Raw genomic sequence first — 11,791 nt, 5'->3', positions numbered from 1 at the left:
CGGGTGACCCGATTTTTCACAAGCAAACGGTTGATGGTGTTGCTCGCCAGCTTCATTTTGCTCGCCGCTTTGGTCGGGGTGACCTTGCGTGAACGCGAAAACCCGACTTGGCCTGAGAAGATGTTGATCGATGCGTTCGGCTGGGTGCAAGGGGTGGTCTACGCCCCGGTGCAGGAAATGGCCGGATTCTTCGAAGACATGCAGCACATCAAACAACTGTACGAAGAAAACGCCAAGCTCAAAGCAAACCTCAACGACTACTCGTCGATGCGCGTACGCATTCAGGGACTGGAGCAGGAGAACAAACGACTCAAAGAGGACTTAGGGTTGAAGAATCGCAACGTCAACGATCTTCAACTGATCTCCGCCAACGTGATCGGCCGTTCGCCGTCGACTTGGAATTCGGAAATCACCCTCGACGTCGGCACCAATGACGGGGTGCAGAAGAACATGGCCGTCGTCACGGCCAACCGGGGCTTGGTCGGGCGTGTCTACGAAGTCACCCCTTACCATGCGAAAGTGCTGTTGATCACCGACAAGGGCAAGATGGGCATCTCGGCGAAAGTCACCTCTGACGAACAGGGATACGGGATCATCTCGGGGGCTTCCGTCGACGTGTCGCAAACGAGCAAACCGATGCTGGAGATGAGCGGCATCAAGCTCGGCGCGGACAAAGTCAAAGTAGGCGACTCTGTCGTCACTTCGAACGTATCCGACATCTTCCCGGCCGGTTTGATCATCGGCACGATCACCTCCATTGAAAACGACAAGCTCGGCCTCACCAAGATCGCCCAAGTGGAACCGGCGGCGAACTTGAACAACATGGACTTCCTCTATGTCGTGAATCAGGCCAAGGCGAGTCAATAAGGAGGAGCGCCGATGCACCCTGCTTGGATTCTGTTGACGATGATGGGCATGCTCGTCATCCAATCGACCGTGTTTCAAGTGCAGCCGTTCTCGTATGCCGAGCCGAACATCGTCTTTGTCATGCTCATGTACGTCTCGTTGGCGCGCGGGCCGATGCTCTCGCTGTACACCGGATTGACGATCGGGCTGATCCAAGACATCCTGTTTGGCACCTACCTCGGGCCGCATGCGTTTACCTACGCGTTGATCTGCTACTTTGCCGGGTCGACGTTCCGCTCGTATTGGGCGCGCCAATTGATCATGGTGATCATGATCGTGATCGGTTACACGTTCCTGCAAGAGATGATGCTCTACGGCTTGGCCCGACTGTTCGGGTTCCAGCACGTCGACTTCATGCCGGCGCTCACGCACGCTGTGAGCATCATGATCTGGAACGGAATCATGGCGTTGATCCTCTACGTGCCGTCGGTGCGCTTGCTGGCTTCCGAACGACGCGGGTTGGCGGACGAATCGCTCTAAGCCCCCTCTGAGATCTCCACTTCAGAAGGGAGTTGCGGTCTATGCTGTACAACCAGAACTCACTCGACGAAGACCTTAAAAAGGCCACGGGGAAACGGCTGAACTATTTGTTCGTGCTGGTCTTCGTGGCCTTAGCTGTGCTCATCGTCAGGTTGAGTTTCATCCAATTGGCGCAAGGCTCGCTCTATCTTAAGCGCGCGGAAACGAACCGCTACATCCAGCAGTCGGTGCCCGCCCCGCGCGGGCAGATCTACGACCGCGATCGCAATTTGCTCGTCACGAACCAGCCGTCGTTTGCCGTTCTCTACACGATCTTGAGCAAGGACGTGCAAGATCCGCAGAAGATCGCCGCCATGCTTGCTCCCGTGTTGCACAAAACTCCGGATGAGATTCTCAACTCGATGGACCTCAAGGGCCAGCACTTCATGCTGTCGATGGCGCGGCGGCTATTGACGAACGCAGGCGACGAGCAAGTGGCGTATATCAAGGAACACCAGGCCGACTTGCCCGGCGTCAACGTCGTCGTCGAGCCGATTCGGCATTATGAGCGCAACAACTTCGCCAGCCACATCCTCGGGTATTTGAACAACATCCCCAGCGACTACTGGCAGAAACACCAAGACGAGTATCAGCAAACCGACTTGATCGGCATGGCCGGGGTGGAGCGGCAGTACGAGCAATACCTGCGCGGCAAGGCCGGGAAGTTGCAAGTGGAAGTCAACATCTACAACCAGCCGCTCCAAGACCAGCGCCTCGTGGACCCGATCAAGGGTCACGACTTGGTGTTGACGATCAACTCCAAGGTGCAAGCGGCGACCGAACAAGCGCTGGCGGAGCGCGTGCAAGCGTTGAAACGCACCGTCCGCACCGTGCAAAACGGCGCCGCCGTCGCGATGGACCCCAAGACCGGCGAAATTTTGGCGATGGCGTCTTACCCGAGTTACGATCCGAACATCTGGATCAAGGGCGTTACGGAGAAGGAATACACCGAGCAGTTCGCCCCCGCCGAGATGAACCGGGCGCTCCAACAACTCTACCAACCGGGCTCCACCGTCAAGATGGCGACCGAGTTGATCGGCTTCAAGGAAGGGGTCATCCAGCCCGGCTCGGTGATCTACGACCCCGGCCGCATCCAAGTCGGCTACCTGCCCAACGGCAAGCCGAACTACATCAAATCGTGGAAGACGATCGGGTACGCCGATTCTTACCGCGCGCTCGCCGAATCGTCGAACGTCTACATGATCCGCACGTTTTTAAATCTCGCCGGATACCGCGAGGACATGCCCACGGCTCAGGTCAACGATTTCCTCAAAAACCGACTTCCGAAGACGATGGACAAAGTCGCCGCCTACCACAAGGAATTCGGCATGGGGCCGACCACCACCGGCGTCGATTTGCCGTACGAAGCCGAAGGGCAGATTACGCGGGAGGGCTATGTGTCCGACTTGGCGTTTTCCGCCATCGGGCAGACGGAAAACTACACGGTGCTGCAGCTGGCGCAATATGTTTCCACGATCGCCAACGGAGGCAAGCGCATGAAGCCGCACGTCGTGAAGGAGATCATCCCGCCCGACGGAACTCCGCAGACGATTCCGATCGAGCAGCAAAACCAACTGGACTTCACGCAAGACCAATTGGCGGCGGTGCAGCGCGGGATGTACGACGTCAACAACAAAACGTACGGCACGTTTTACTCCGTGTTCGGGAAATATCCGGTGAAAGTGGCGGGCAAGACCGGGACTGCGGAGACGGGGCGCAACACGGAGAACTCGCTGTTTGTCGGATACGCCCCGGCGGACGATCCGCAGATCGCCATCGCGATCATCATTCCGGACAACATGCCGAACGGGCACTCCTCCGACACGCTGGGCCCGTTGGCGCGGGCGATGTTTGACGCGTACTTTCAATTCAATAACACCACGGCAGCACCTGCCCAATTCAAACCGACTCGGCGATGAGTCGGTTTTTCTTCATATTTTTCTAGTTCCAAAGAGAAGGAATCACGCTGTGCAAAAACGAAGTACAGTTTGCTAACGAAAAGCAAAGGAGTAGGGAAATAGAGAGGAGAAACGAGAGTGACCAACCTGGAGCGGGAGAAACACTCGGTCACGGGGAGAAGGATGAACCTGTTGTTTTTGGTCATCTTCATTTCCTTGGCCGTTTTAATTTTTCGCCTGAGCTTTCTGCAGCTGTCGCAGGGTCAAGACTTGCTGAAGACAGCGGAGAACAACCGTTATATCACTCAATCGATACCGGCCCCGCGCGGCCTGATCTATGACCGCAACATGAATGAGTTGGTACGCAACAAACCGGCGTTCACCATCACGTTTCAGCGCTTGAGCGACGACGTGCAGAACCCGCTCATGCTCGACGCGACGCTGTATGAACTGTTCAACATGCGCCCGGAGGAACTTTGGGACGCGATGGACCCGTACGGTGAGAAGTACTCGCTCGGCATGGCGCGCAAAGTCGTCAAAAACGCCACCGACAAGCAAGTGGCCTACATCCGCGAACACGCCGACGAGCTGCCGGGCTTCAACGTCGTCGTCGAACCGATCCGTGATTATGTGGACGGCAACACCGCGTCGCACGTGCTCGGCTATTTGAACTCGATCCCGATGGATTTCTGGAAGGATCACAAAGACGAGTACCAACAGACCGACATGATCGGCACCGCCGGCGTGGAGAAGCAGTACGAAGACCTCCTGCACGGCAAAGACGGCACGCTGAAAGTCGAAGTCAACATCAACTACCAGCCGCTCAAAGACAAGCGGACGGAAGACCCGGTCAAGGGACATGACCTCGTCTTGACGCTTGACCAGCACATCCAAGAAGCGTCCGACAAAGCGCTGGCGGAGACCGTGCAGACCATTCACAAATCGATCCCGACCGTCAAGGAAGGGGCGGCGATCGCGATGAACCCGAAAACGGGCGAGATCCTCGCGATGTCGAGCTACCCGTCCTTTGACCCGAACATGTGGATCGAAGGCATGAGCGATAAGAAATACCAAGAATACTTCGCTCCGGCGGAGAAAAACCGCGCGTTGACCGAACTGTACTTCCCCGGCTCGACCGTCAAGATGGCGACCGTCTTGATCGGGATGAAGGAAGGCGCGATCAAAGACCCGAACGCTTCGATTCTCGACCCGGGCGGCATCTACCTCGGGGATAAGGAAATTCGCTCGTGGGCGCCGAACTTGGGCTATGTCAACGCCTACAGCGCTCTGGCGAAGTCCAGTAACGTCTACATGATCAACACGTTCAAGAACCTCTCCGGCTGGCGTCCGGGGATGGACTGGTCGCAACTTGACTCCTACTACAACAACGTCATGCCGGGCGTGCTCCAGAAGATCATGGACTACCACAAGACCATGGGCCTTGGCGAGCAAACCACCGGCGTTGACCTTCCGTTTGAAAACGCCGGCGAACTCAGCACCGACGGTACGATCTTCGACTGGGCGCTGGCTTCGTTTGGTCAGAACGAGAAGTACAACTTGATGCAGTTGGCGACCTACGTCTCGACGATCGCCAACAACGGCAAACGCATGCAGCCGCACGTGGTGAAGACGATCATCGACCCGGACGGCAAGAAGACGGAAATCGCGCCGAAAGAAGTGGAACAGATTCCGTTTACGCAAGACCAGATCAAAGTCGTCCAGAAGGGCATGTACGACGTCACCCACGCTTCTTACGGGACGTTCAACATGTTCGCCAACTACAACCCAGTGATCGCCGGCAAATCCGGCACCGCCGAGACGGGGCGCGGCACGGAGAACTCGCTGTTCGTGGGCTATGCTCCGTACGACGACCCGCAAATCGCCGTCGCCGTCATCATCCCGGACAACGAAGCGAACGGTCACTCCTCGACCACCGTCGGGCCGGTCGCCAAAGCGCTGTTTGACGCGTACTTCGACAAGGATAAGAAGCCGGACGACAAAAAGCAGGAAAAAACCGCAACTTCCGCGAATTAGTTACTGATGCAAGTGATGGAACAGGAGGACCGGTATGGGACATCAAACGGGATGCGAGCTCAATCGAACCAGAACGCCCGTTACGATCAAGGGCATCCGTGATGGACTGGTCTTCATCCTACATGATCAGTGCTCCTTCGAAGAGATTGTGGAAGATCTTGAGGATAAATTGAACGGTTCCCACCGCCAACTGCTGACGGGCCCGCTCGTGCGCGTCCACGTGCAGAGCGGGATGCGGGTGTTGACGGAGCAGGAGCAGGAGACGATTCGCGAGAAACTTGCGAGCCACGGCAATTTGATCATTCAGGAATTTCAATCGACAGCCGAACAGCTGTTGAAGTCATCGGCGGTCAAACCCCCGCACCTCTACCACGGCACCGTGCGCTCCGGCCAGATTGTGGAGCACGACGGCGACATCGTGGTCATCGGAGATGTCAATCCCGGCGGGCAAGTGCTCGCGACGGGAGACATCTACGTCATGGGGACGTTGCGCGGACTCGCTCATGCGGGATGGCGCGGCAACAAGCGGGCGATCATCGCCGCCGTTTTCTTCCAACCGACGCAGTTGCGCATCTGTGATGTGATCTCGCGCTCGCCGGACCTCACCCGGGAACAACAGCGGGAGTTGGCGGGCACGGAGATGGAATTTGCGTATCTGCGCGACGGCCAGATGGCGGTGGATAAAATGAACCACCTCTACTCCATCCGGCCCCGCGAGAATTAAGAGGAGGGAATGTAACAGTGGGAGAGGCAATCGTCATCACTTCCGGCAAGGGCGGCGTTGGCAAGACGACCACCAGCGCCAACATCGGCACGGCGCTGGCTCTGAGCGGCAAGAAAGTCTGCCTGGTCGATACCGACATCGGGCTGCGCAACTTGGACGTGGTGATGGGACTGGAGAACCGCATCATCTATGATTTGGTCGATGTGGTCACCGAGCAGTGCCGTTTGGAACAGGCGCTGATCAAGGACAAACGGTTCGATCACCTGTACCTGCTGCCCGCGTCCCAGACCAAGGACAAATCCGCGCTGACCCCTGACGCGTTCAAGCCGATCGTCGAGAAACTCAAGCAGCAGTTTGACTTCGTGTTGCTCGACTGCCCGGCGGGCATCGAACTCGGCTTCCGGCTCGCGATCACCGGCGCGGACCGCGCCATCATCGTCACCAATCCGGAAGCGGCAGCGGTGCGCGACGCCGACCGCGTCATCGGGTTGCTGGAAGCGGCCAAGATTCACCAACCGAAATTGATCGTCAACCGCATCCGCCAACACATGGTCAACGACGGGACGATGCTCGACATCGACGAGATCGTCTCCATCCTCGCCATCGACCTGCTCGGCGTGGTGCCGGACGACGACGGCGTCATCGCCGCCGGCAACAGCGGCGAACCGGTTGCGCTCAATCCGAACACCAAAGCCGGCATGGCGTACCGCAACATCGCCCGCCGTATCCTCGGCGATTCGGTGCCGCTGATGGTCCTGAACGAACGGGGCGGTTTTTTCTCGAAAATGAAAAAAATGATCGGGCTGTAGGCCTTGAAGAGAAGCGAGCTTCCGCATCCGGCGGGGGCTCGCTTTTTTCATAAACTCGTCCCTGTGCACATAGAATTGGAGCAGAAACAAGTGGGACGAGGAGGAACGCATCATGGCAAAGTTTGAGTTCTGGAAAAGCAAACGCAAAGAGGAGGAGCCGCCGGAAGCCGCATCGTGGAACTACGAGCGCTTCCAAGCGGACACCACGCAATCCAGCCTGTTCAGCTCCGAAGAAGATTGGGACGTGACCCGCGCCAACCCGGTGTTCACATCGGCGCCGCCCGGCAGCCTTGCCCGTCCGCGCACCTATGAAGATTTTCTGCGCGCACGCGGCGGCGGCCAAAGTTACGGTGGACAAGGCCGCTCCTACGACAGCGCCCACGGCAGCCGTCGATTCTATGAAGAAGAAGAGCCGTCCGGTTTGCCGGTGCACCGCATCATGCAGATCATCGGTGCCGTCGCGCTGACCGGGATTCTCTACTTCACGTTCCACAGCCAGTCTCCGTCTGCTGTGAGCGTCCAAAAGTATGTGACGCAACACATGACCAACGACAGCAACTTCTCCAAACTCACCGCGTGGTGGCAATCGAATGTCACTGATAAAGCGACGGTTCCCGCGATGGGCACCGGAATCGGCACGACTCCGGCGGATGATGCCGCCGTCCCGGCGCAAGAAGCGAAATTCGCGTTCGTCCAACCCGTCCAAGGCGCGAAAGTCAAAACCGCTTATGACGGCAAAGAACAGCAAGGCATCTCCTATACCGCGCCGCTCGGAGCGGACGTTCACGCCGCAGCCAAAGGCACGGTGGAGCGCATCGAGAAAGGCCAAGGCGAGGACTATTCCGTCACGATCAGCCACGGCATAAACGGTCGCACCGTCTATTCCCACCTCGCGTCGGTCACCGTCGCCGCCAACGACACGGTGTCGTCCGACCAGAAAATCGGCACGCTCAGCAAATCAGGCACGGCAGCATCGTTCTTTTTTGCGTATCAAAAGGACGGCGCATACGTCAATCCGGGTGACCTGCTGAACGCTGCGACCGATACGGAAGCGGCGAAGCAGACGAAACCCTCCGGAGCGTGACGGTGGCAAGTCGCATGTCGAAGCGATCCTTTTGGCCGACGGGCATGAAAGTCCGCGTGCACCCCTTGTTCTTGCTGTTGTTGCTGGCGAGCATCGGGGCGGGGATGATCGTGGAGACGCTGGTGCTGTTCACGATCGTCATCGTCCACGAACTTGGCCATATCTTCGTCGCCACTTCGTACGGGTATCGCATTCGCGAGATGCAGATCTTGCCCTATGGAGGGGTCGCCAAGCTCGAACACGGCGCGATGGGGTGGAACCCGCGGCATGAAGTGGCGATCGCCATCGCCGGGCCGCTGAACAATTTGCTGATGATTCTCGTCGCCGTGCTGTTGCATGCGGCGGGCTGGTGGTCGGACGGGTTGACGCAGTTTTTTATCAAAGGCAATTTGATGATTGGGTTCTTTAACTTGCTGCCGGCCCTGCCGCTGGACGGGGGCCGCATCTTGCGGGCGGCGACGTCCGGCACGCGGGGCTTTCGGGCGGCGACGGAGGTGGCGGTGCGCATGTCGTTTGGGATCGCGCTGGTCTTGATCCTGTTCGGGTTGCTTTCCCTGTGGGCCGGCTACGTAAACCTCGCTTTCCTCATGCTCGGTTCGTTCCTGCTGTTCTCCGCGTGGGAGTTGAGAAAGGGCATGCGCGTCGACGTCATCCGCTTCCTCGACGCCAAACGGCGAGGCAAAAAATCATCTGCTCAAGACGTGCGCCAACTGGCGGTGCCGGAGAGCATGCGCGTCGGAGAAGTGATCGAACAGTTTGCGCCGGACGCGTATCACATGATCTATGTTTTGGATGAGCGGAAAAAAGTGCAAACTGTGCTGGAGGAAGAAGATCTGGTCTCTGTTGTCTTCGAAGAGAACGGGATGCATTGGACGCTTCGTCAAGTGCTGGAGAGAACAGGAAAAGGAAATGACAAACGCTTGTCGAAGTTGTGATAGATTCGAACGTGCAGAAAGGGGAAGGTGACAAGTGCGCAAACAGATCTTGGTGAGTCAGGACCGTCGCGAGTTGCGCGCGGCCATCCTCGAGGACGGTCGCACAGTGGAATACTACACGGAACGACAAGCGACGGCTGCCCAGCCGCACGTCGGCAACATCTACAAAGGGCGGGTCGCGAACATCTTGCCGGGCATGCAAGCGGCGTTTGTCGACATCGGTTCGGAGAAAAACGCCTTTCTCTACCTGGACGACGCGCTTGCGCTCTACGCCGGAACGCCCAACCCGGAGCGTAAACCGCAGATTTCCGAAGTGCTCAAAGAGGGGCAGGAAGTCTTGGTGCAAGTGGTCAAGGAACCGGTCGGCACCAAAGGAGCGCGGGTGACGGCGAACATCTCCCTGCCCGGCCGGCACATCGTGCTGATGCCGAACTCCCCCTATGTGGGCGTCTCTCGCCGCATCGAACATGAAGCGGAACGCGAGCGCATCCGCCAAGCGGCCGAGCGCGTGCGCGACCCGGAAGTCGGCATCATCGTGCGGACGGCGGCGGTGGGCGTGGCGGACCAGGCTTTGGAACAGGACTATCATTTCTTGCACGGAACGTGGCAGCGGATCCTGCGGCAGTCGAAGGGGGCCAAAGTGCCGGAGTTGGTCTACCGCGATCTCGATCTGCTTTCACGTTCGGTGCGGGACTTTTTTACCGAAGATGTCGAGGAGTTGTGGATCGACGATCTGGAAGCGTTCGAGTCGGCGCGCGACATGCTGCGCCGCTCCTCGCCGAACTTGTATGAGCGCGTGAAGCTTTACAGAGGCCGTGAGAATTTGTTCGCGGCGCACCGAGTGGACCAAGACTTGGAAAAAGCGCTGAAGCGCAAAGTCTGGTTGAAATCGGGCGGCTACCTCGTGATCGACCAAACCGAGGCGTTGACCGTCATCGACGTGAACACCGGCAAGTTTGTCGGAAGTTCGTCGCTGGAAGAGACGGTGTTCAAGACCAACGTGGAAGCGACCAAGGAGATCACCCGCCAACTGCGCCTGCGCGACATCGGCGGCATCATCATCATCGACTTCATCGACATGCGCGACGCCGGGCATAAGGAGCAGATCGTCGAAGAGCTGCAAAAAGCCCTGCGCCGCGACCGGACGCGCTCGCACGTGCTTGGGATGACGCAGCTCGGCTTGATCGAGATGACCCGCAAAAAAGTCCGGCAATCGCTCGACGAAGTGTTGCACCGCCCCTGCCCGACATGCGACGGCAAAGGCAAAGTCCTCTCCGAAGAGACGACGGCCGCGCGCATCGAGCGCGAACTGACCGATTACCTGCGCGGCGCCGACCATGAAGCGGTGCTCGTCGAGTGCCACCCGGCGGTGGCGGCGCTCTTGATCGGGCAGAGCGGGCAGAACTTGCGCCGGATGGAAGAGGAATGGCACATCAAAGTCTATATCAAGGGCAAAGATTCGCTCCACTTGGCGGAACACCGCATCTCGTGGGCGGGCACGGTGGAAGAAGTCGAGCTTCGGGCGCTGCCGGTGCAGGTGGGACAAGTCCTTTCGATTAAAATAGACGAGCCGAACGTGCACAACGCCCGCGACGGGATCGCCCGCCTCGAAGGGTATGTGCTCGACATTCAAAACGCCGGCCGGGTTGTCGGTCGGCAAGTGCTCGTCAAAGTCACGCAGGTCAACCGCACATATGGCAAAGGGATCGTCATTGAGGAATCTGTTTGACAGGTGCCTTCTACCATGATAAAGTAGCTTAGTAAGCGTCTTGTGTTGACACACATTGCGTTACACCACGTAGCCCGGGTTTCGAAACTCTGCGGAGTACCTAGGGATAGTGAGTCTTTTATTGAGGAGGTGCACACATGTACGCAATCGTTCAAACCGGTGGTAAGCAGTACAAAGTTGCAGAAGGTGATGTTCTGTTCATCGAGAAGCTCGAAGCTGAAGATGGCGCAGCAGTTACCTTTGACAACGTTCTGCTCGTTTCCAAGGAAGGCGGCGTTGTAGTCGGTTCCCCGACTGTTGCAGGCGCTACCGTTTCCGCGAAGGTCCTGAAGCACGGCAAAGCGAAGAAAATCTTGGTCTTCAAATACAAGTCCAAGAAGAACTACCGTCGCAAGCAAGGTCATCGCCAACCGTACACCCAAGTACAAATCGAAAAAATCAACGCGTAGTTTCTGCGCATGATTCGATCGATCATCTGGCGGGACAAGCAAGGACGGGTGGGTCGCTTTTCGGTTCAAGGGCATGCCGATGCGGCTGAGTATGGACAAGATATTGTCTGTGCCGCTGTATCGATGCTGGTCATCAACACCGTCAACTCCGCAGAGCAACTGCTCGGCGTGATCTTGGCGACCGATGACACCACAGCACCCGGCGATGTGAAGTGCTCCATTCCGGTTCTGGCTGATCAGACGGCTGACGACAAACTTCAATTGCTTCTCGAAGCAATGGTCTTAGGCCTGAACTCGGTTCGGGAGGAATATCCCGACTTTGTGAAGGTCAATATGAAAAACCTCTAGGAGGTGAATCTCCAATGATGAAACTGAACCTTCAACTGTTCGCGTCCAAGAAGGGGGTAGGTTCCTCCAAGAACGGTCGTGACTCCATCTCGAAGCGTCTGGGCGTGAAGCGTGCAGACGGTCAAGTGGTAACCGCTGGTTCCATCCTGGTTCGCCAACGCGGCACCAAGATCTACCCGGGCCTGAACGTAGGCATGGGCGGCGATGACACCCTGTTTGCAAAAGTTGAGGGCCGTGTTGCTTTCGAGCGCATGGGCCGCGACAAGAAACGTGTCAGCGTATATCCGGTTGTGCAAGCTGAAGCTCTCGAAGCGTAAGCTGAGACGACGGCAAGACGGCTCTCCGCGGAGGGCCGT

Annotated in this window: 12 protein-coding genes; all 12 read left to right on the top strand. The window is 57.8% G+C overall.

Annotated elements, in window-relative coordinates; translation table 11 throughout:
* Positions 1-3: 3 nt before the first annotated feature.
* The 12 genes from mreC (at position 4) to rpmA (ending at position 11,752) form a co-directional block, all read left to right on the top strand.
* A complete protein-coding gene (gene mreC, locus EL26_RS13335) occupies positions 4-867 on the top strand; it encodes a rod shape-determining protein MreC (RefSeq protein WP_038089638.1) in 864 nt (287 codons plus the stop codon).
* 12 nt (positions 868-879) lie between these two features.
* Positions 880-1,386, top strand: coding sequence for a rod shape-determining protein MreD (gene mreD, locus EL26_RS13330; RefSeq protein WP_038089636.1), 507 nt, complete (start codon positions 880-882; stop codon positions 1,384-1,386).
* A 41-nt stretch (positions 1,387-1,427) separates the two neighbouring features.
* Complete coding sequence (locus EL26_RS13325) at positions 1,428-3,344, top strand: peptidoglycan D,D-transpeptidase FtsI family protein (protein ID WP_038089635.1); 1,917 nt, start codon at positions 1,428-1,430, stop codon at positions 3,342-3,344.
* Positions 3,345-3,461: 117 nt separating this feature from the next.
* On the top strand, positions 3,462-5,357 hold the full coding sequence (locus tag EL26_RS13320) for a peptidoglycan D,D-transpeptidase FtsI family protein (protein WP_038089633.1): 1,896 nt from the start codon (positions 3,462-3,464) through the stop codon (positions 5,355-5,357).
* Positions 5,358-5,391: 34 nt separating this feature from the next.
* Positions 5,392-6,081 carry a septum site-determining protein MinC gene (minC, locus tag EL26_RS13315; RefSeq protein ID WP_052036342.1) on the top strand — a complete coding sequence of 230 codons (690 nt, stop codon included), beginning with the start codon at positions 5,392-5,394 and terminating at the stop codon, positions 6,079-6,081.
* A 17-nt stretch (positions 6,082-6,098) separates the two neighbouring features.
* The gene (gene minD / locus EL26_RS13310) at positions 6,099-6,890 is read left to right on the top strand and encodes a septum site-determining protein MinD (protein WP_038089631.1); all 792 of its coding nucleotides are present in this window, start codon (positions 6,099-6,101) and stop codon (positions 6,888-6,890) included.
* Between the two features lie 112 nt (positions 6,891-7,002).
* On the top strand, positions 7,003-7,974 hold the full coding sequence (locus EL26_RS13305; RefSeq protein ID WP_038089629.1) for a M23 family metallopeptidase: 972 nt from the start codon (positions 7,003-7,005) through the stop codon (positions 7,972-7,974).
* Between the two features lie 14 nt (positions 7,975-7,988).
* Positions 7,989-8,909, top strand: coding sequence for a M50 family metallopeptidase (locus tag EL26_RS13300; protein WP_052036341.1), 921 nt, complete (start codon positions 7,989-7,991; stop codon positions 8,907-8,909).
* 34 nt (positions 8,910-8,943) lie between these two features.
* Positions 8,944-10,638 carry an Rne/Rng family ribonuclease gene (locus EL26_RS13295; protein WP_038089628.1) on the top strand — a complete coding sequence of 565 codons (1,695 nt, stop codon included), beginning with the start codon at positions 8,944-8,946 and terminating at the stop codon, positions 10,636-10,638.
* 137 nt (positions 10,639-10,775) lie between these two features.
* Entirely contained in the window at positions 10,776-11,087 is a 312-nt protein-coding gene (gene rplU, locus EL26_RS13290; RefSeq protein ID WP_038089626.1) for a 50S ribosomal protein L21, read from the top strand.
* Between the two features lie 9 nt (positions 11,088-11,096).
* On the top strand, positions 11,097-11,435 hold the full coding sequence (locus EL26_RS13285) for a ribosomal-processing cysteine protease Prp (RefSeq protein ID WP_038089624.1): 339 nt from the start codon (positions 11,097-11,099) through the stop codon (positions 11,433-11,435).
* 14 nt (positions 11,436-11,449) lie between these two features.
* Complete coding sequence (gene rpmA, locus EL26_RS13280) at positions 11,450-11,752, top strand: 50S ribosomal protein L27 (protein WP_038089623.1); 303 nt, start codon at positions 11,450-11,452, stop codon at positions 11,750-11,752.
* Positions 11,753-11,791: the final 39 nt, after the last annotated feature.

It is taken from the genome of Tumebacillus flagellatus, from assembly GCF_000714935.1.
Lineage (GTDB): Bacteria > Bacillota > Bacilli > Tumebacillales > Tumebacillaceae > Tumebacillus > Tumebacillus flagellatus.
This window is presented reverse-complemented; position numbering and strand designations above follow the sequence as displayed.